General features: G+C 60.9%; 17 protein-coding genes and 1 pseudogene. 7 read left to right on the top strand and 11 right to left on the bottom strand.

Going from position 1 to position 19,037, the window contains the following annotated elements:
- Positions 1–110 precede the first annotated feature (110 nt).
- The 4 genes and pseudogenes from M0814_RS00655 (at position 111) to M0814_RS00670 (ending at position 6,101) form a co-directional block, all read left to right on the top strand.
- On the top strand, positions 111–1,526 hold the full coding sequence (locus M0814_RS00655; RefSeq protein ID WP_103486473.1) for a sigma 54-interacting transcriptional regulator: 1,416 nt from the start codon (positions 111–113) through the stop codon (positions 1,524–1,526).
- A gap of 278 nt (positions 1,527–1,804) precedes the next feature.
- Positions 1,805–3,197: pseudogene (locus M0814_RS00660) on the top strand (GntP family permease).
- Positions 3,198–3,204: 7 nt separating this feature from the next.
- Positions 3,205–3,975 (top strand): 3-hydroxybutyrate dehydrogenase, encoded by a 771-nt coding sequence (gene hbdH / locus M0814_RS00665; RefSeq protein WP_103486472.1) that lies wholly within the window; start codon positions 3,205–3,207, stop codon positions 3,973–3,975.
- Positions 3,976–4,145: 170 nt separating this feature from the next.
- The gene (locus tag M0814_RS00670; protein ID WP_103486471.1) at positions 4,146–6,101 is read left to right on the top strand and encodes an acetoacetate--CoA ligase; all 1,956 of its coding nucleotides are present in this window, start codon (positions 4,146–4,148) and stop codon (positions 6,099–6,101) included.
- Positions 6,102–6,596: 495 nt separating this feature from the next.
- Here the strand turns inward: M0814_RS00670 and M0814_RS00675 are convergent, their stop codons facing one another.
- Complete coding sequence (locus M0814_RS00675) at positions 6,597–7,709, bottom strand: PilT/PilU family type 4a pilus ATPase (RefSeq protein ID WP_103485141.1); 1,113 nt, start codon at positions 7,707–7,709, stop codon at positions 6,597–6,599.
- 133 nt (positions 7,710–7,842) lie between these two features.
- Between M0814_RS00675 and M0814_RS00680 the strand changes: the two genes are divergently transcribed.
- Positions 7,843–10,392: a PAS domain-containing sensor histidine kinase gene (locus M0814_RS00680; RefSeq protein ID WP_103485142.1), complete on the top strand. Its 2,550-nt coding sequence runs from the start codon at positions 7,843–7,845 to the stop codon at positions 10,390–10,392.
- Between the two features lie 39 nt (positions 10,393–10,431).
- Entirely contained in the window at positions 10,432–10,707 is a 276-nt protein-coding gene (locus tag M0814_RS00685; RefSeq protein ID WP_003225447.1) for a peptidylprolyl isomerase, read from the top strand.
- Positions 10,708–10,830: 123 nt separating this feature from the next.
- Here M0814_RS00685 and M0814_RS00690 read toward each other — a convergent pair whose 3' ends face one another.
- From M0814_RS00690 to M0814_RS00735, 10 genes are all read right to left on the bottom strand, one after another.
- The gene (locus M0814_RS00690) at positions 10,831–11,766 is read right to left on the bottom strand and encodes a sugar kinase (protein WP_103485143.1); all 936 of its coding nucleotides are present in this window, start codon (positions 11,764–11,766) and stop codon (positions 10,831–10,833) included.
- A gap of 129 nt (positions 11,767–11,895) precedes the next feature.
- Entirely contained in the window at positions 11,896–13,110 is a 1,215-nt protein-coding gene (locus M0814_RS00695; RefSeq protein WP_103485144.1) for an amino acid deaminase, read from the bottom strand.
- 43 nt (positions 13,111–13,153) lie between these two features.
- Positions 13,154–13,918 carry an IclR family transcriptional regulator gene (locus tag M0814_RS00700; protein WP_027612656.1) on the bottom strand — a complete coding sequence of 255 codons (765 nt, stop codon included), beginning with the start codon at positions 13,916–13,918 and terminating at the stop codon, positions 13,154–13,156.
- 144 nt (positions 13,919–14,062) lie between these two features.
- On the bottom strand, positions 14,063–14,452 hold the full coding sequence (locus M0814_RS00705; RefSeq protein WP_103485145.1) for a RidA family protein: 390 nt from the start codon (positions 14,450–14,452) through the stop codon (positions 14,063–14,065).
- Positions 14,453–14,483: 31 nt separating this feature from the next.
- A complete protein-coding gene (locus M0814_RS00710; protein WP_103485146.1) occupies positions 14,484–15,281 on the bottom strand; it encodes an amino acid ABC transporter ATP-binding protein in 798 nt (265 codons plus the stop codon).
- On the bottom strand, positions 15,278–15,940 hold the full coding sequence (locus M0814_RS00715; protein WP_007965124.1) for an amino acid ABC transporter permease: 663 nt from the start codon (positions 15,938–15,940) through the stop codon (positions 15,278–15,280). Before M0814_RS00715 ends, M0814_RS00710 begins: the two co-directional genes overlap by 4 nt.
- A 9-nt stretch (positions 15,941–15,949) precedes the next feature.
- Positions 15,950–16,612, bottom strand: coding sequence for an amino acid ABC transporter permease (locus M0814_RS00720; protein WP_003225455.1), 663 nt, complete (start codon positions 16,610–16,612; stop codon positions 15,950–15,952).
- 50 nt (positions 16,613–16,662) lie between these two features.
- Positions 16,663–17,511: a transporter substrate-binding domain-containing protein gene (locus tag M0814_RS00725; RefSeq protein ID WP_103485147.1), complete on the bottom strand. Its 849-nt coding sequence runs from the start codon at positions 17,509–17,511 to the stop codon at positions 16,663–16,665.
- A 288-nt stretch (positions 17,512–17,799) separates the two neighbouring features.
- The gene (locus M0814_RS00730; RefSeq protein WP_103485148.1) at positions 17,800–18,081 is read right to left on the bottom strand and encodes a type II toxin-antitoxin system RelE/ParE family toxin; all 282 of its coding nucleotides are present in this window, start codon (positions 18,079–18,081) and stop codon (positions 17,800–17,802) included.
- Positions 18,071–18,319, bottom strand: coding sequence for a type II toxin-antitoxin system Phd/YefM family antitoxin (locus M0814_RS00735; protein WP_003225462.1), 249 nt, complete (start codon positions 18,317–18,319; stop codon positions 18,071–18,073). Before M0814_RS00735 ends, M0814_RS00730 begins: the two co-directional genes overlap by 11 nt.
- Before the next feature lie 275 nt (positions 18,320–18,594).
- Between M0814_RS00735 and M0814_RS00740 the strand changes: the two genes are divergently transcribed.
- A complete protein-coding gene (locus tag M0814_RS00740) occupies positions 18,595–19,026 on the top strand; it encodes a thioredoxin family protein (protein WP_103485149.1) in 432 nt (143 codons plus the stop codon).
- The last annotated feature ends 11 nt before the right edge of the window (positions 19,027–19,037 follow it).

Raw genomic sequence — 19,037 nt, forward strand, 5'->3', positions numbered from 1 at the left:
CAGGGATTCGGGTTGTACCCAAATATTGGGTACCCCAGAGAAACCTGTGGGAGCGGGCTTGCTCGCGAAGAGGGCCTTACAGACAACCCAAACTCCGGATCAACCCACGCATGAACACCACCGAAAGCCTCAAGGACTACCAACGCGTTCGCACGCTGGCGATCCGCTCGCTGTTCGAGATTATCGAGCAGTCCAGCGAGGGCACGGTGATTGTCGATCGTGACGCGAACATCGTCTGGATGAACGAGCGCTATGCGCGGCGTTTTGGTCTTGAATCGGCGAAAAAAGCCATCGGCAAACCCTGCGAAAGCGTGATCCCCGGTAGCCTGCTGCGTGAAGTGGTGCGCACCGGCCGCCCCATTCTGCTGGACATGCAGGACACACCGAAAGAGCCGCTGGTGGTGATGCGTCTGCCGATCCACGACGACGCCGGCGCGGTGATCGGCGCCATCGGGTTTGCCCTGTTCGACGAATTGCGCAGCCTGTCACCGATGCTCAAGCGCTACCTGAGCATGCAGGAAGAACTGGCCTCGACCCGCTCGCTGCTGCGGGCGCGGCAGACCAAATACAACTTTGCCCATTTCATCGGTACCAGCAGCGCCAGCCTCGAAGTCAAACGCCGCGCCCGCCGCAGTGCGAGCACCGATTCACCCGTGTTGCTGCTCGGCGAAACCGGCACCGGCAAGGAGTTGCTGGCCCAAGCGATTCACAGCGCTTCGCCCCGGGCGCACAAAGCCTTCGTCAGCATCAACAGTGCGGCGATTCCCGAAGCGCTGCTGGAAGCCGAGTTTTTCGGCACCGCGCCCGGTGCGTTTACCGGCGCTGACCGCAAGGGTCGGACCGGCAAGTTGCAGATCGCGCAGGGCGGCACGCTGTTTCTCGATGAGATCGGCGACATGCCGTTGCCGCTGCAGAGCAAACTGCTGCGGGTGCTGCAGGAAAAGGAGTTCGAACCGGTTGGCTCCAACGACGTGATTCAGAGCGATGTGCGAGTGATCGCGGCGACTTCGACCGATCTGCAAGCCGCGATCAAGCGCGGTGAGTTCCGCGCCGACCTGTATTACCGCCTCAATGTGCTGCCGATCCAGGTTCCGCCGCTGCGCGAGCGTCTCGACGATTTGCCGGCGCTCAGCGAGGCGATTCTTGAAGAGTTGCGTAGCCAGCATGAACTGAGCCGCGCGGCGTTGGAACTGCTCGGACAACATGCTTGGCCGGGAAACATTCGTGAATTGCGCAACGTGCTGGAGCGCGCGGCGCTGCTCAGCGATGACCTGATCCTCACTGAAGAGGATATTCGTGCAGCCATCGGCACGTTCACCCCGGTTGAGCGTCCGTCGGTTTCGACGCTGGAACCATTGGCCGAAGAGACATTCGCCGAGGCACGGCAGCGGTTTGACCGGCAGTTGATCCAGTCTGCCCTCGCGCAATGTGCGGGCAAAGTGCCGGAGGCGGCGGCTCGACTGGGGCTGGGCCGCTCGACGCTGTACAAGAAGATGCTGGCCTTGGGCATCGTCGAGTCTCCATAAAGAGACTTACGTCTCCAAAAAAAAGACAACAACAGGAGCTTCGCGAGCAAGCCCGCTCCCACAGGGGATACGCGTTCCAAATGTGGGAGCGGGCTTGCTCGCGAAGGCGTCAGCCCTCTCAACAAAAATCTCCAGAAAGAGACAACCCTTCAACTCTCAACACGCTGAAACCTATAAAACCCTTACATTTCAATGATTTGAATATCTGGCACAGATCTCGCTAAAGCCCTCCCCACACCCGCTTCACCCACAAAAATAACAATCCCTGGAGACACACCATGAGTGTGATCATTGCCTTGGCAGCCCTCGCGCTGCTGATGCTCGCCGCCTACCGTGGCTACAGCGTTATCCTCTTCGCCCCGATTGCCGCCCTCGGCGCTGTCCTGCTCACTGACCCATCCGCAGTCGCCCCTGCCTTCACCGGGGTGTTCATGGAGAAAATGGTCGGTTTCATCAAACTGTATTTTCCGGTATTCCTGCTCGGCGCCGTGTTCGGCAAGTTGATCGAATTGTCGGGGTTCTCCCGTTCGATCGTGGCTGCGGCGATTGGCTTGCTCGGCACCCGACAGGCGATGCTGGTGATCGTGCTGGTTTGCGCCCTGCTCACCTACGGCGGCGTATCGTTGTTCGTGGTGGTGTTTGCGGTGTATCCGTTTGCCGCCGAGATGTTCCGCCAGAGCAATATTCCCAAGCGCCTGATCCCGGCGACCATCGCCCTCGGCGCGTTCTCCTTCACCATGGACGCCCTGCCCGGCACTCCGCAGATCCAGAACATCATCCCCAGCACCTTCTTCAACACCACCGCGTGGGCCGCGCCGTGGCTGGGGGTGATTGGCACGATCTTCGTGTTCTGCGCCGGCATGCTGTTCCTGCAGCGCCAGCGCAACAAGGCGCAGCGCGCGGGTGAAGGCTACGGCACCGAACTGCGTAACGAGCCGGAGACGGCCGAAGATCTGCAGCTGCCGAATCCATGGATCGCCCTGTCGCCCCTGCTGGCGGTGGGCATCATGAACCTGTTGTTCACCCAGTGGATTCCGCAGTGGTATGGCAAGACCCACAGCCTGGCGCTGCCGGGGATGGCCACGCCGGTGACCACGGAAATCGCCAAGCTCACGGCGATCTGGGCGGTACAGGCGGCATTGCTGATCGGCATCCTGATGGTGCTGTTGTTCGGCTTCAAGGCGATCCGCAGCAAACTCGCCGAAGGCAGCAAAAGCGCGGTCAGCGGTGCATTGCTGGCGGCGATGAACACCGCCTCGGAATATGGTTTCGGTGCGGTAATCGCTTCGTTGCCAGGCTTTCTGGTGCTGGCCGACTGGCTCAAGCAAATCCCCAATCCATTGGTCAACGAAGCGATTACCGTCACCCTGCTGGCGGGTATCACCGGTTCGGCGTCGGGCGGCATGAGCATCGCGCTGGCGGCGATGTCCGAGCAGTTCATCGCGGCGGCGCACGCGGCGAACATTCCGCTGGAAGTGCTGCACCGCGTGGCCGCGATGGCCAGCGGCGGCATGGACACTCTGCCGCACAACGGCGCGGTGATCACCCTGCTGGCGGTTACCGGCCTGACCCACCGCGAAGCCTATAAAGACATTTTTCTGTATTACGCTGATCAAGACCCTGGCGGTCTTCGTAGTGATCGGCACTTTCTACGCCACTGGCATTGTGTGAGGTATTCATGACGACTCTTTCGGGCAAGACCGCACTGGTCACCGGCTCCACCAGCGGCATCGGTCTGGGCATCGCCCTGAGCCTGGCCAAGGCCGGCGCCAATCTGATTCTCAACGGTTTTGGCGATGCGTCGAGCGTGATCGCCGAAGTCGGCCAGTTCGGCGGCAAGGTCGGTCACCACCCAGCCGATGTCAGCGATCCGGCGCAGATCGCCGAGATGATCGCTTACGCCGAACGTGAATTTGGTGGCGTCGACATTCTGGTCAACAACGCCGGGATCCAGCATGTCGCCGCCGTTGAGGAGTTCCCGGTAGAGCGCTGGGATTCGATCATCGCGATCAATCTGTCATCGGTGTTCCACAGCACCCGCCTGAGCCTGCCGGGGATGCGCGCCAAGGGCTGGGGGCGGATCGTCAACATTGCTTCGGTGCATGGTCAGGTGGGTTCGACCGGCAAAGCCGCGTATGTTGCGGCCAAGCATGGGGTGATTGGTTTGACCAAAGTGGTTGGCCTGGAAACGGCTACCAGCAACGTCACCTGCAATGCGATCTGTCCGGGCTGGGTGCTGACGCCGCTGGTGCAGAAACAGATCGATGATCGTGCTGCCAAAGGGGGCGACCCGCAGCAGGCACAGCATGATCTGCTGGCGGAGAAGCAGCCGTCGCTGGAGTTCGTCACGCCGCAGCATCTGGGGGAATTGGTGTTGTTTCTGTGTAGCGAGGCTGGGAGTCAGGTGCGGGGGGCGGCGTGGAACATTGATGGGGGGTGGTTGGCGTAATAAGCAGCGCTGGACCGCTGTGGCGAGGGAGCTTGCTCCCGCTGGGTGGCGAAGCCGCCCCCGGCAATTTACGACTGCTGCGCAGCCGATCGGGAGCAAGCTCCCTCGCCACATAAGTAAGTGCTGCACTCTGACCTGTGTGCTTGACCAACAAAACAAGAGGCAAACCAATGTCCGACATCCTCTGGCAACCCGATGCCGAGCGTATCGCCCAATCGCGCATGGACAATTTCCGCCGCGCTATCAATCAGCGTCATGGCCTGGCCCTGAGCAGCTACACCGACCTGCACCGCTGGAGCGTGGATCAGCGCGAGGCGTTCTGGCAGGCGATCGTCGACTTCTTCGATATCCGCTTTCACACCCAGCCCAACGCCGTCCTGCGTGAGGGCGCGCAAATGCCCAGTGCCGAATGGTTTCCCGGTGCGACCCTGAATTTTGCCGAGCACCTGCTGCGCCGTCGTGACGATGCAGTCGCGGTGATTGCCGTGGCGGAAAACGGCCAGCGCGAACAACTGACCTGGGCCGAGCTGGCCGAGCAAGTCGCCGGTTTTCAGGCCAGCCTGATGGCCTGCGGAATCGGCCTCGGCGATCGGGTGGCCGCGTGCATGCCCAACACTTGGCAAACCCTGGTGGCGATGCTCGCGACCACCAGCCTCGGCGCGATCTGGTCGTGCTCGTCGCCGGACTTCGGCACCCACGGCGTGATCGACCGTTTCAGCCAGATCGAACCCAAGGTGTTAATCACCTGCGCCGGCTACCGTTACGCCGGCAAAGACATCGACCAGACCACCAAGGTCAACGAAATCCTCGCGCAACTGCCGTCGCTGCAGCAGTTGATCATCGTGCCCTATGCCCGCGAACAGGCCCATGTCGAGGATTACCACAGCCACGCCAACGTGACGTTGTGGGACGATTTCTACCAACCCGGCGGCGAACCGCGTTTTGTCCCGGTACCGTTCAATCATCCGTTGTACGTTCTGTATTCCAGTGGCACCACCGGCGTACCGAAATGCATCGTGCACAGCACTGGCGGCGTGCTGCTACAGCATGCCAAGGAGCACGGACTGCACGTCGATCTCGGCCCCGGTGACCGGTTGTTCTACTACACCACTTGCGGCTGGATGATGTGGAACTGGCTGGTCTCGGCCCTGGCGGTCGGCAGCGCGGTGGTGCTGTATGACGGCTCGCCGTTTCATCCCGGCCATGAGCGCCTGCTGGATCTGATCGACGACGAGCGCATCAGCGTGTTCGGCACCAGCCCGAAATTTCTCGCAACACTGGAAAGCAGCGGCTTGAAGCCTGCGCACAGCCATGATCTGAGTAGCCTGAAGACCTTGCTCTGTACCGGTTCCGCGCTGTCGCCGCAGAGTTATGACTTCGTCTACCGCGACGTCAAGCGCGATGTGTGCCTGGCGTCGATGTCGGGCGGCACCGATGTGGTGTCGTGCTTCGTCAACGGCAACCCGCTGTCGGCGGTGCGTCGGGGCGAAATCATGGGCAAGAGCCTGGGCATGGCGGTTGAGGTGTGGAACGACGCCGGCGTTACCGTGATCGGCGAAAAAGGCGAGCTGGTCTGCACCCGGCACTTCCCGGCCATGCCCATCGGCCTGTGGCACGACCCTGACGGCGAAAAACTGCGCAAATCCTATTTCAGCTTGTTCCCGGGCGTCTGGGCCCAGGGCGATTACGCTGAGCAGCTGCCTCACGGCGGGATGATGATCCATGGCCGCTCCGACGCCGTGCTCAACCCCGGCGGCGTGCGCATCGGCACGGCGGAAATCTATCGTCAGGTCGAGAAAGTCCCGCAGGTGCTGGACAGCGTGGCGATCGGGCAGCAATGGCAGGACGATGTGCGGGTGGTGCTGTTTGTGCGCCTGCAGGACGGTGTTGCGCTGGATGACGAACTGCAACAGCAGATCCGCCAGGTGATCCGCGCCAACACCACACCGCGCCATGTGCCGGCGAAGATCGTCGCGGTGACCGATATTCCGCGCACCATCAGCGGCAAGGTGGTGGAACTCGCGGTGCGCAATGTGGTGCATGGCGAGCCGGTGAAAAATACCGATGCGCTGGCCAATCCCGAGGCCTTGGAGCAGTTCCGCAATCGCCCGGAGCTGTCGGATTAGCACGCCATCCCCTTGTGGGAGCGGGCTTGCTCGCGAAGGCGGTGTGTCAGTCCCGCTGATATCGACTGATAGATTGCATTCGCGAGCAAGCCCGCTCCCACAGTGGTGGGGTGTCAATCCATCAGGCCCCAATCGCCTGACGTAATGGGCGCCGGCAGCGGCCGCGCAATCGCCTGGAGCTGTCGGACTGATCCCTCATCCCCTTGCGGGAGCGGGCTTGCTCGCGAAAGCAATCTGTAAGTCGATAACAATGTGGCTGACCCACCGCTTTCGCGAGCAAGCCCGCTCCCACAGGGGTGGGGTGTTAATCCATCAGGCCCCAATCGCCTGACGTAATGGGCGCCGGCAGCGGCAGCGCAATCGCCCGGAGCTGTCGGACTGATCCCTCATCCCCTTGTGGGAGCGGGCTTGCTCGCGAAGGCAATCTGTCAGTCGATAACAATGTGACTGACCCACCGCTTTCGCGAGCAAGCCCGCTCCCACAGGGGTGGGGTGTTAATCCATCAGGCCCCAATCGCCTGATGTAGTGGGCGCGGGTGCCGGCCCCGCCTCGGCATGCAGTTTCAGGCGCAGGCGCAGGTTGTTCTGCGAATCCGCATGCTTGAGCGCTTCGTCTTCGCTGATCACGCCCTCCACCACCAGCCCGTACAGCGCCGCGTCGAAGGTCTGCATGCCGACCTCGCCAGACTTTTCCATGATGCCCTTGAGTTCGCCCAATTCGTTGCGGCGGATCAGGTCGGCGATGGTGGGCGTGCCGAGCATCACTTCGACCGCCGCCCGGCGCTGGCCGTCCACAGTGCGCACCAGCCGTTGCGAGACAAACGCTTTGAGATTGTTGCCCAGCGCGTGCAGCAACTGCGGACGGCGCTCTTCGGGGAACAGATTGACGATACGGTCCAGCGCCTGATTGGCGTTGTGCGCATGCAATGTCGACAGCACCAGGTGCCCGGTGTCGACGAATGTCAGCGCATGTTCCATGGTCTCGCGGTCGCGAATTTCGCCGATCAGCACCACGTCCGGGGCCTGACGCAGGGTATTTTTCAGCGCCGCATGGAAACTGCGGGTATCGACGCCGACTTCGCGTTGATTGATGATCGAGCGCTGGTGTCGATGGATATACTCCACCGGGTCTTCGATGGTGATGATGTGCCCGCTGCTGTGGCGGTTGCGGTGATCGATCAGCGCGGCCAGCGAAGTGGATTTGCCGGAGTCGGTGGCACCGACGAACAGGATCAGCCCCTGCTTTAGCATCACCGTTTCCAGCAGCACTGGCGGCAGTTTGAGGTCTTCGAAACGCGGGATATCGAGTTTGACGTTGCGGATCACGATCGACACGTCATTGCGTTGCTTGAAGATGTTCAGGCGAAAACGCCCGAGACCGGTGCGGGAAATCGCCAGGTTCATTTCCAGTTCCCGATCGAACTCGCGCCGCTGCTCGGCGTCCATCAAGGAGTTGGCGATGGCCTCGACCTCACCGGGCTTGAACGGCCGCTCGCTGAACGGCGTCAGCACGCCATCGATGCGCGCACTGGGTGGCGCTCCCGTGGACAGGAACAGGTCAGAGCCGTGCTGGCTCGACAGACGGAGCAACAGTGCATCGATTTCCATGGCAAAAAGCACCCGCGAAGCTTTCAATGAACAGAAATGACCCGCTGTCGTGACGTGACGGGTCATACAGCGTCTACCGCAAGTGCAAGAATAGTAGATGCCAACGCACTGACCGACGCTCAGGATAGATGTGATGAACGCAGCACCCTCCCCCGATGACGCCCAAGCCCTGATCGCCCGTACCGACTGGAGCCGCACTCCGTTGGGCGCTTCTGGCACCTGGCCGCAAAGCCTGCGCACCGCGGTGGACATCGTGATTCACTCGCCGATGCCGATGCTGCTGTTGTGGGGGCCGCAGCTCACGCAGATCTACAACAATGGCTTTGCGATGCTCGCCGGCAGTAAGCATCCGCACGCTTTCGGACAGCCTGCACACCTGATATGGCCAGAACTTCAGGACTTTACCGACCCGATTTATCGAGCCGTCCTACAAGGCCAAGTGCGCACCTACACCGAACGGCGATTCACCCTGCAACGCGAAGGCATAGAGTCTGACTTCTGGCTGGACCTGACCTACAGTCCGATCCGCGATGAAAATGCGCAAGTGGCGGGGATTCTGGTAACCGCCATCGAAACCAACGAACGTCGGCGCATCGCCCTCGAACTGCAACGCCGTTCCGAAGAAAGCCTCAAGGCCCAGCGCGACACTGAAGAACGCCTGCAACTGGCGCTGGCCGCCACCGATGCGGTCGGCACCTGGGACTGGGACATCGGCGAAGACCGCTTCATCGCCGACGCGCATTTCGCCCAGTTGCACGGCATCGATCCGGCGCTGGCCAGCCAATTGCCGATCAGCGACTACCTGCAAGGCGTGCATCCCGAAGACCGCGCCTTGATCGCCCGCAGCATCAAGCATTGCATCACCCACGGCACCGAGTACGCCGAGGAATATCGCCTGCTGAAAGCCGACGGCGAGCTGCGTTGGGTGTTTGCCCGGGGCCGCTGTTACAAGGATCACCACGGGCGACCCGTACGCTTCCTCGGCGCAGCGCTGGACCTGACCGAGCGCAAGCACACCGAACAGGCGCTGCGTCAGAGCCAGACGGAATTGCAGCTGATCATCAACGCGATGCCGATCCTCATCAGTTATGTCGACCACGAAGAACGCTTCCGTCTGAACAACGCCGCCTATCTGGACTGGTACGGCCTCACGCCGCAGGAACTGTATGGGCGCACCATTCGCGAGGTGATCGGCGAAGAGGCCTACTTTCTGCGCGCGCCATACATTGCCGAGGCGCTGGCCGGGCGGCCCTGCTCGTTCAGCCTGTACACCCCGCACCGTGACGGCAGCAGCCGTCACGCGCTGATGAACTACCTGCCGCGCCACGGTGCCGATGGCGCGGTCAACGGTTTCTACATTTTTGTGATCGACGAAAGCGAACGGAAGAAGACCGAAGAAGCGCTGCGCAATCTCAATGAAACCCTCGAGGAACGGGTCAGCGCCCGCACCGAACAACTGGCCCAGGCCAATCAGCGCCTGCAAAACGAGATGTTCGAGCGCGAGCGCGCCGAAGATGCGTTGCGCCATGCGCAGAAAATGGAAGCGGTCGGTCAGCTCACCGGCGGTATCGCCCACGACTTCAACAACATGCTCACCGGAATCATCGGCAGCCTCGATCTGATGCAACGCTACATCGCCGACGGCCGCGCCCATGAAATCGGGCGTTTCACCGAGGCGGCGGTGTCGTCGGCCAACCGTGCGGCGGCGCTGACCCATCGCTTGCTGGCGTTCTCGCGCCGCCAGTCGCTGGACCGCAAAACCCTCAACGTCAATGAATTGATTCATTCGCTGGAAGATTTGATCCGCCGCACCAAGGGCGACCCGATCGAACTCACGCTGCGGCTGGCCGACGATGTGTGGCCGATCAGTACCGACGTCAGTCAACTGGAAAACGCCCTGCTCAATCTGGTGATCAACGCCCGCGATGCGATGCCCGACGGCGGCGAGCTGCTGATCGAAACCGCTAACGTCTACCTCGACGGCAACGACATCACCACCCTCGAACCGGTCAAGGCCGGCGACTACCTGATGCTGGCGGTCAGCGACAACGGCACCGGCATGACCCCGTCGGTACGGGCCAAGGCGTTCGATCCGTTCTTCACCACCAAACCGATCGGTCAGGGCACCGGGCTGGGACTGTCGATGATTTATGGTTTCGCTCAGCAATCGGGTGGCCATGTCAGCCTCGACAGCCTGCCGGATCACGGCACCTGCGTGCGCTTGTACCTGCCGCGCCTGAACCTGCTGGAGCCCGAACATCCGCTGGTGGAGCCGACCGGCGCTGCGCCAACCGCCACCTGTGGCGAAACCGTGGTGGTGGTTGAAGATGACCCGGCGGTGCGCATGCTGGTGCTCGATCTGCTCAAGGAGCTGGGCTACCTCGCCCACGAAGCCGCCGACGCCAGCGCCGCCCTGCCGCTGCTGGAATCGGAGCTGCGGGTGGATCTGCTGGTGACCGACGTCGGCCTGCCGGGAATGAACGGCCGGCAACTGGCGGAAATCGCCCGTCAGCATCGCCCGGGCCTGAAAGTGCTGTTCATGACCGGTTACGCGCAGAAAGCCGCCGAGCGTCAGGGCTTTCTCGAGGATGGCATGGACATGGTGGCCAAGCCGTTTTCGATTGAAGTGCTGGCGAACAAGATCCGCGAGATGATCAACCAAACGCCGTCACTTGAGGCATAATCCCGCGCCCCGCCGTCACCCCGTTACAGGTATCGCACGATGAAAGCCCAAGCCCGCCACATTCTGGTGAAAACCGCCGAAGAGGCCGAACAGCTCAAACAGCGTATCGCCAAGGGCGAAGCGTTTGATGTGCTGGCAAAAAAATACTCGACCTGCCCGTCCGGCAAGCGCGGCGGTGATCTGGGTGAAGTGCGGCCAGGGCAGATGGTCGGTGCGATTGATGCGGTGATCTTCAAGAAGCCGCTGCGTACAGTGCATGGGCCGATCAAGAGCAAGTTTGGCTATCACCTGGTGCAGGTGTTTTTCCGCGATTGAAGGCTTTGCTTTCGGGCGTTTGTGGCGAGGGAGCTTGCTCCCGCTGGGTGGCGGAGCCGCCCCAATAAGGCTTGCGCCTGCTGCGCAGTCGAGCGGGAGCAAGCTCCCTCGCCACAAGAACACTCATTCCTTCGGAATCAACGCCCCCGGCACCTGAATCACCCGACTCGCCAGCCAATGCCCCGCCTCCGCCGCCTCGACCGGACTGCCTCCCAGCAAGCGCCTCGCCAGATACGCCGCACTGAACGAATCCCCTGCCGCCGTGGTATCCACAACTTTGGCGACCTTCTGCGCCGGCACTTCGAACGCCTCGCCCTCACAACGAATCAGGCACGCCTCAGCGCCACGCTTGAGCACCACTTCCGGCGTGCCGATCTGTGCGTAAGCCTCGAACACCGCGTCGCAATCGGCAAAATGGAACAGCGCCTGTTCGTCATCGACGGTCAGCAACGCCAGATCGACATGCGGCAACACGCTGCGATAGGCCGCCCGCGCCTCTTCCTGTGACGCCCACAGCCGCGGTCGATAGTTGTTGTCGAAGACGATCCGCGCATCGCGCTGCCGGGCTTCGATCAGGGTCTGGATCAAGCGTTCGCGGCCCTTCGCGCCTAACACCGCGAGGGTGATGCCGCTGAAATACAGCACGTCGTAGTCCGCCAGCGCCGCCAGAATCGGCTCGGCCGCTGGAGTAGTGAAGCAGTCGCGCACCGCCGCTTCATTGCGCCAGTAGAGGAAACGCCGCTCCCCGTTGGCGTCGGTCTGGATGCAGTACAGGCCCGGCAGCCGACCGGGCAGACGCTGCACGAGATCCAGGCCAATGCCTTCATCGGCCCAGCTCTGGCACATGGCATCGCTGAAGCTGTCGTCGCCGAGCGCAGTGACGTAGTCGACCTGGGCTTTATCGCCGAGCGCGCGGGACAGGTACACCGCCGTGTTCAAGGTATCGCCGCCGAAGCTTTGCTGCAGGCTGCCGTCGGCACGGTGCTGGAGTTCGATCATGCACTCGCCGATCAGGGCGATGCGCGGGGTATTCGGGCCCAGGGGGCTGAGGGTGCTCATCTTGTGCTGTCTCTGGATTCGCGGATGTCTGGACTGGCGCCTTCGCGAGCAGGCTCGCTCCCACAATTTGGAATGCGTTCCCCTGTGGGAGCGAGCCTGCTCGCGAATGGCCCGACTCGGTCTCAAGCCTTAAAAACAAGTCTCCATGCTCTCGACCACCGCCAACTGCTCATCCACCAGCAACCCCACCCGCCACTTGTCGAACGTCAGACACGGGTGCGAGGTGCCGAAGGAAATGATGTCGCCCACCCGCAACTCAACCCCCGGCGCCACGCTCATGAACGCATGCTGGTCCATCACCGCCGTCACCTTGCACGCGCCGACATCGTCGCCCACCGCTGGCAACACACCGGCCTTGTAACGCAGCAACGGCACCGGCAGGCCGGCATCGAACGCCACGTCTCGCTTGCCGAGGGCGATCACCGCAAAACCCGGCTCCGGCATCGACTGTACATGCGCCCAGACCTCCAGCGCCGGACGCAGGCCTTCGTGCAGATCGCTGCGACGATCCAGCACGCAGCATTGCGCGTCCTTATAGATGCCATGGTCATGCGCGACATAACTGCCCGGACGCAACACACTCAGGAAGCGCCCGCCGGCGTTCTGCGTTTCGAACGACTCGGCAATCAGGTCGTACCACGCCGAACCCGAGGCGGTGATGATCGGCTTGGCGATGGCAAACGCGCCGCTGTCCTGCAACTGCACCGCCAGACGCACCAGCGAGGCGGCGAATTCGCGAATGCCGCTGACCGCGTGATCGCCGTGGATCACCCCTTCGTAACCTTCGATACCGGTCAGGGCCAGCGCCGGTTGCGCGTTGATCGCCTGAGCCAGCGCGATGACTTCCTGCTCGCTGCGGCAACCGCAACGGCCACCGACCACGCCGTATTCGATCATCACGTTCAACTTCACTCCACGCGAGGCGAAGTAGGCGCCGAGATCGGCGACGTTGTCCGGGTGATCGACCATGCAGTAGAAATCGAAATCCGCATCGGCCAGCAGATCGGCAATCAGTGCCATGTTCGGCGTGCCGACCAGTTGGTTGGCCATCAGCACCCGGCGTACACCGTGGGCATAAGCGGCGCGGGTCTGGGTGGCGCTGGCGAGGGTGATGCCCCAGGCGCCGGCGTCGAGCTGACGCTGGAACAGCGCCGGGGTCATGCTGGTCTTGCCGTGGGGCGCGAGTTCGGCGCCACTGTCGCTGACGAACTTCTGCATCCAGCGAATGTTGTGCTCCAGCGCCTCGCGGTGCAGCACCAGCGCCGGCAGGCTGACGTCACGCACAAGATGCGCGCCAATCGCAGCGTCGCCCTTTTCCACAGCGGTATTGATGGCAGTCGTCATGGTCAAACTCCTCGCATTCAGTCACGGCCGCAGCCAGCCGCGGTTATTCGTTGATGCGCCGGGCGAGGCTGTTCGCGCTCTCGATCAGCACCCGGCGATAGTCGTCGTAATTGTTCTTCGCATCGGCCCGTGGGGCGACGATGCACAGGGTGCAGATGGCCACGCCGCTGGGGTCTTTGACCGGCGCGGCAAAGCAATGGGTGAAGGTGTCGGCAACGCTGTCGAAGGAGAAGAAGCCGTCGATGCCGGCCTGGCGGATCTCCGCAAGAAAGCGCTCCAGCGGCAGGCGTTCGCCGTCGGGCAGGATGTAATCGTCTTCGTCGATCAGGTCGATGATTTGCTGGTCGCTCAGATGCGCGAGCAACAGGCGTCCTGAAGCCGTCCACGGGATCGGTGCGTTTTCGCCAATGTCGGAAGAAATGCGGAAATGCCGCTCGCCTTCCTTCATCAGTGCCACGGTGTATTTGCGCCCGTTGAGCAGGCACATCTGCGCGGTTTCCCGGGTCTGGCTGACGATCTCCTGCAAGGCGTGATCGGCTTCGCGACTGAGGTCGAAATGGCGCAAATGCGCCTGCCCGAGGAAGTACAACTGGCGCCCCAGATAGACGTGACCGTCCTTGCCCACCGGCTCCAGAATCCGTCGCTCCAGCAGTGACGCCACCAGTTCGTAGACCGTGGATTTCGGGCTGCCGATACCGTTGGCGATGTCGTTCGGACGCAGCGGCTGGCCGATCTCCTTGAGGAAATCGAGGATATCGAACGCCCGGTCCAGACCACGGGCCCGGCGTTTGATGGTGTCTTCGGTCATGTCTTCAGTTCCCAATGAAAGTGCCGGGAGTGTACCGAGAGTGCAGCGTCGACGGTTAGATCGCCATCGCGAGCAGGCTCACTCCTACAGTTGAAGCGCGTCCTTCTGTAGGAGTGAGCCTGCTCGCGATAGGGGCACCTCGGTTCAGGGTTTCTTCTTGTACGCGATGCAATCGATCTCGACCTTGCAATCGACCATCATGCTCGCCTGCACACAGGCCCGCGCCGGGGCGTGTTCCGGTTTGAAGTACTCGCCGAAGACCTTGTTGAAACTGCTGAAATCCCGCGGATCGTCCAGCCATACGCCGGCACGCACCACATCTTCCAGGCTATAACCGGCCTCTTCGAGAATCGCGATCAGGTTCTTCATGGTCTGGTGGGTCTGCTCGACGATGCCGCCAACGATGATCTCGCCATCCACCGCCGGCACCTGGCCGGATACGTGCAGCCAGCCATCCGCCTCAACGGCGCGCGCGAAGGGACGTGGCTGACCGCCAGCGGCGGTGCTGCCGGTGCCGTATCGAGTAATGCTCATGGGTACTTCTCCTGATGACAAAACAAAAAAATTAGAACCGCGTGCTCTTGAGAAACTCGGCCAGACGCGGCGATTGCGGGCGTTCGAACAGTTCCTTGGGAGGCCCCTGCTCTTCGATCCGCCCCTGATTCATGAAAACGATCTTGTCCGAGACCTCGAAGGCGAAACGCATCTCGTGGGTCACCAGCAACATGGTCATGCCGTCTTCAGCCAGGCCCTTGATCACGTTCAACACTTCACCGACCAACTCCGGATCGAGGGCCGAGGTGACTTCGTCGAACAGCATCAGGCTGGGGTTCATCGCAATCGCCCGGGCAATCGCCACGCGCTGTTGCTGACCGCCGGACAACTGTCCGGGAAAGTGATTGCGCCGTTCCAGCAGGCCGACCCGCTCCAGCCATTTTTCGGCCAGCACCACGGCTTCGTCCTTGTGCATTTTCTTAACCTTGAGCAGACCGAGGGTGACGTTCTGCAACGCCGTCAGGTGCGGGAACAGGTTGAATTGCTGGAAGGCCATGCCGGTCATCGCGCGATGGCGGGCGATGACTTTTTCCGCGTGACGCACGCGTTTGCCACCGACCTCGTCATAGCCGATGGACTCGCCGTCGAGCAGGATCTGCCCGCCCTGAAACTCTTCGAGCATGTTCACGCAGCGCAGCAACGTGGTCTTGCCCGAACCGCTGGAGCCGATCAGCGTTACGACGTTGCCGCGCTGCATGCTCAGATCGACACCCTTGAGCACTTCGACCGCACCGTACTGCTTGTGCAGGCCACGGATGTCCAGCAGCGGCTGACCGTTCTGAACCTTGGAAACTTGAGCTTGAGTCATGGCAGGGCCACCCGCTTTTCAATGTGCCGGCCGAGTAATTCGATGCCGTAGTTGATGACGAAGAACAGAAAACCGGCGAACAGGTAGAACTCCAGAGTCATGAAGGTCCTGGCGATGATCTGTTGGGTGCTGAGCAACAATTCGGCGACGCCGATCACCGAGAGCAGGGTCGAGGCCTTGACGATTTCGGTGGACGAGTTGACCCAGGTCGGCAGGATCTGCCGCAACGCCTGGGGCAACAGCACGTAACCGAGGGATTGATAAAACGTCAGGCCGATCGCCTTGCTCGCTTCCATCTGCCCGCGTGGCAAGGCCTGCAAGGCGCCGCGCACAATCTCGGCAACGTGCGAACCGCAAAACAGCGTCAGGCCCAACGCACCCGCCTGAAACGCGCTGATCTGCCAGCCCAGCGCTGGCGCCATATAGAAGCAGGCCAGCACCAGCACAAACACCGGCGTGCCGCGAATAATGTCGACATAAAAGCGGAACGGCGCGCGCATCCAGAACTTGCCGTAGGTCAGCACCAGACCGGTGACAACCCCTAGCAGCGTGCCGAACAGAATCGCCAGCGCCGACACCTGCACACTGGTCAGGAACCCTTGCAGCAACGTCTCGCGTGCTACCCATAATTCATGCAACCAACTGGGAGATTCGTACATCGCAGCCTCCTATCGGCGTATCGCCAGACGCTGCTCGAGGTAGCGCAGCAGCATGGCAATGAGGTAACAGGCCGCGACATACAACGCCGTGGTCACCAGCCAGGTTTCGATCACCCGGTAGCTCTCGACGTTGATCTTGCGCGCGTAATAGGTCAGCTCCGGCACCGCAATCGCGGCGGCCAACGAGGTGTCCTTGAACAGCGAGATAAAGTTGTTCGACAGCGCCGGCAACACGTTGCGCAGCATCACCGGCACCGTGACGTAGGCCTTGACCTGCCATTCACCGAGACCGATCGCCAGCCCCGCCTCGCGCTGGCCTTTGGGGATGCTCAGCAAGCCGCCACGGAACACTTCGGTCAGATAGGCGCCCGCATACAGCGACAAGGTGATGATGAACGACGGGATCTTGTCCAGGCGGATCCCCAGGCTCGGCAAGGCAAAGTAGATCAACAGAATCAACACCAGAATCGGCGTGTTACGCACCACCGTGACGTACACCGAGGCCAGCACCCGCAAGGCGCGATGCTTCGACAACAAGGCAAACGCCATCAGCAGGCCGATCACGCAGCCGATGGCGATCGACACCAGCGCCAGTTCAAGGCCCAGACCGAGCCCCGCCAGCAAGGTGTCGAAATCGCGCCACACGGCGGCAAAGTTCAACTGATAGTTCATGGTCAGCAGTACCTTGAGCGGGGCGATTGAGGCGCCCCGCTCTCACGGGGTCATTTGAATTCGACTGGGAAACCGATGGCCGGCGACGGCAGATCCACACCGAACCATTGCTTGAAGGATGCCGCGTAAGTCGGGAACTCGACGCCGGTCATGGCTTCGTGCAGCGCGGTGTTAACGAAATTCAGCCAGTCCTGATCGCCACGTTTGACGGCGCAAGCGTAGGTCTGCGGGCTCCACGCGTAGGTCGGGCTGCGGTAGCGGCCCGGGTTCTGCACCATCAGGTATTTGACCGAAGACTGGTCGGTGGCTGCCGCGTCGGCGCGACCGGAGTTCACCGCCTGATACATCAGGTCGACGCTGTCGTACTGATCAACCTTGGCCTTGGGCAGTGCCTGATGCACCAGTTCTTCGGCATAGACGTTTTGCAGCACAGCCACGGTAACGCTATCACCGGCAGCCTGCAGGTCTTCGATTTCCTTGTATTTGCTGTTGGCCGGCAGCAGCAGACCGACACCTTCGCGGTAGTACGGCAGGGTGAATGCCACTTGCTGAGCGCGGCTGGCGGTAACGGTGATGAACTGGCAGCTCATGTCGACCTTGTCGGTCAGCAGATTGGGAATTCGCGCATCGGACGACTGCACCACAAACTCGACCTTGTTCGGATCATTGAACAAGCCCTTGGCCACCATCCTGGCAATGTCGATATCAAAGCCCTGCAACTTGCCGTCCGCACCTTGAAAGTGCCACGGCGCGTTGGTGCTGCCGGTGCCGACAATCAACTTGCCACGGGCCAGAACACTGTCGAGCTTGCTGTCGGCTGCCTGGGCCATGCCCATGACAGCGGACGAAGCCGCAAGAACAAAAACACACGCTTTGAACAACGAAGGACGGCGATGCATGGCAAGCACTCCAGGATGATGTTTATTCCGCTATACCGGAACACGGTTTGTTACTACGGAATAGACAGCAGAAAGTGTGCCACAGGAATTGCGGAGGATCTTGATAAGATTGAAATGTTTTTGGAATCAACAGGATGCGGAAAATGCGAGGAATGGTGTTACATGGAGGTACTGATGGGCTGCGCTACCTTAGGCTACAAATCGCGAGTAGCTGGTTCCCAGATGGGAGCATCGACGACTATTTCGGTGCAAATGTGTTTGGCGTTTGAACGTGCCCTCTCTCCATATCTATCGGCTAGCGGCTTTGTCGTAAACCTCTCCGCGCTCTCTTCTCCCTACCGCAATCACGGTAACAACCAAAACCTCGTTCTTTACGCGATAGACCAGCCTGTATCCAGCACTGCGAAGCTTGATTTTGTAAGCGTTTCCCAACCCTCGAAGTCGATCGGCAGGAACGTGAGGATGGACCAGACGTGTAGAGAGCTTTTTCTTGAACTGATCCTGAAGTGCTGAATCAAGCTTTTTCCATTCCCTCCAGGCTTTCTCGGAAAACTCCAACTCATAGGTCATCTATAGAGACCTTGATGGTGGGATCGTTTTCTCGCTCCTTGCATAGTGCGATCAGTTCCAGGTCCTCAAGGCGATTCATCATCGCCTCATACTCCTTTGCGGGAACACAATAAAACGCTGGCTCATTTCGATTGAGGATTGCAACAGATTGGCCGCCACCGGCGGCCACGGTACCCATGGGGTTTCTTTTCAATTCAGAAATACTCGCAACGATATTAGAAAGGACTACGTGAGTCATGATGGTGCTCCTTGGAGTGCTGTTAATGGTGCTTAAAATAGCACTCCAAGACTGCTTCGACGTCTATCGCTTATTCCACCTTCTCTTTTATTGAGTGAAAAAAGGTATCACGTCCCGACATTCCACATTTCCGGGTTTCGTGTCAGGACGATCCTCCATAAAAGTGGGAAAAATCTCGCAACTCCAAGGGTCACCTGTAATTTCTGACAGTAGACCTGGTCTTCACCCTCCTTTAACGTCATCGAACCTTCGAGGTCGTTGAAAAGGAGTTCTCAATGAGCGCTGCCAATACCATTTCCAATCTGGCCCCGGTTTACCGCAAAGCCCTGAAAACCTGGCGCCCGGTGATCCTGTACTTCGCCAACGAACACTGTCCTGCCTGCGAATGGGCCGGGCCGGTGTTTCGTGAGGTGGCCGAGCCGTATCGGCTCCGGGCGAACATTTACATGCTCAATACCAGAGAAGCGCCGCGCCATCCGCTGGTCACCGGCACGCCGACCGTGCTGTTCTACAAGAACGGCAAACTCATGAAGAAGCTCAAGGGCATCGGCACTGAAGAAACATTAAGTGAAGATTTCGCCCGGCACGTCGGCAAAACCAAAGCGCCAGCAGTCATCCGCCCACCTCGGCATGATCTGGCCTGGCTGCGGCGCACCTTGCGCACACTCTGCACCGTCCCCCGCGCACATCGATGGAACTTTTCCTGAAAGTGCCACCT

The sequence above is a fragment of the Pseudomonas sp. MWU12-2020 genome (genome assembly GCF_023100605.1).
In the GTDB taxonomy this organism is placed as follows: domain Bacteria; phylum Pseudomonadota; class Gammaproteobacteria; order Pseudomonadales; family Pseudomonadaceae; genus Aquipseudomonas; species Aquipseudomonas fluorescens_H.

Excerpts from the sequence above, each read along its gene's own strand:
- M0814_RS00655 (WP_103486473.1), top strand. The coding sequence starts at position 111 with ATGAACACCACCGAAAGCCTCAAGGACTACCAACGCGTTCGCACGCTG.
- hbdH (WP_103486472.1), top strand. The coding sequence starts at position 3,205 with ATGACGACTCTTTCGGGCAAGACCGCACTGGTCACCGGCTCCACCAGC.
- M0814_RS00670 (WP_103486471.1), top strand. The coding sequence starts at position 4,146 with ATGTCCGACATCCTCTGGCAACCCGATGCCGAGCGTATCGCCCAATCG.
- M0814_RS00675 (WP_103485141.1), bottom strand. The coding sequence starts at position 7,709 with ATGGAAATCGATGCACTGTTGCTCCGTCTGTCGAGCCAGCACGGCTCT.
- M0814_RS00680 (WP_103485142.1), top strand. The coding sequence starts at position 7,843 with ATGAACGCAGCACCCTCCCCCGATGACGCCCAAGCCCTGATCGCCCGT.
- M0814_RS00685 (WP_003225447.1), top strand. The coding sequence starts at position 10,432 with ATGAAAGCCCAAGCCCGCCACATTCTGGTGAAAACCGCCGAAGAGGCC.
- M0814_RS00690 (WP_103485143.1), bottom strand. The coding sequence starts at position 11,766 with ATGAGCACCCTCAGCCCCCTGGGCCCGAATACCCCGCGCATCGCCCTG.
- M0814_RS00695 (WP_103485144.1), bottom strand. The coding sequence starts at position 13,110 with ATGACGACTGCCATCAATACCGCTGTGGAAAAGGGCGACGCTGCGATT.
- M0814_RS00700 (WP_027612656.1), bottom strand. The coding sequence starts at position 13,918 with ATGACCGAAGACACCATCAAACGCCGGGCCCGTGGTCTGGACCGGGCG.
- M0814_RS00705 (WP_103485145.1), bottom strand. The coding sequence starts at position 14,452 with ATGAGCATTACTCGATACGGCACCGGCAGCACCGCCGCTGGCGGTCAG.
- M0814_RS00710 (WP_103485146.1), bottom strand. The coding sequence starts at position 15,281 with ATGACTCAAGCTCAAGTTTCCAAGGTTCAGAACGGTCAGCCGCTGCTG.
- M0814_RS00715 (WP_007965124.1), bottom strand. The coding sequence starts at position 15,940 with ATGTACGAATCTCCCAGTTGGTTGCATGAATTATGGGTAGCACGCGAG.
- M0814_RS00720 (WP_003225455.1), bottom strand. The coding sequence starts at position 16,612 with ATGAACTATCAGTTGAACTTTGCCGCCGTGTGGCGCGATTTCGACACC.
- M0814_RS00725 (WP_103485147.1), bottom strand. The coding sequence starts at position 17,511 with ATGCATCGCCGTCCTTCGTTGTTCAAAGCGTGTGTTTTTGTTCTTGCG.
- M0814_RS00730 (WP_103485148.1), bottom strand. The coding sequence starts at position 18,081 with ATGACCTATGAGTTGGAGTTTTCCGAGAAAGCCTGGAGGGAATGGAAA.
- M0814_RS00735 (WP_003225462.1), bottom strand. The coding sequence starts at position 18,319 with ATGACTCACGTAGTCCTTTCTAATATCGTTGCGAGTATTTCTGAATTG.
- M0814_RS00740 (WP_103485149.1), top strand. The coding sequence starts at position 18,595 with ATGAGCGCTGCCAATACCATTTCCAATCTGGCCCCGGTTTACCGCAAA.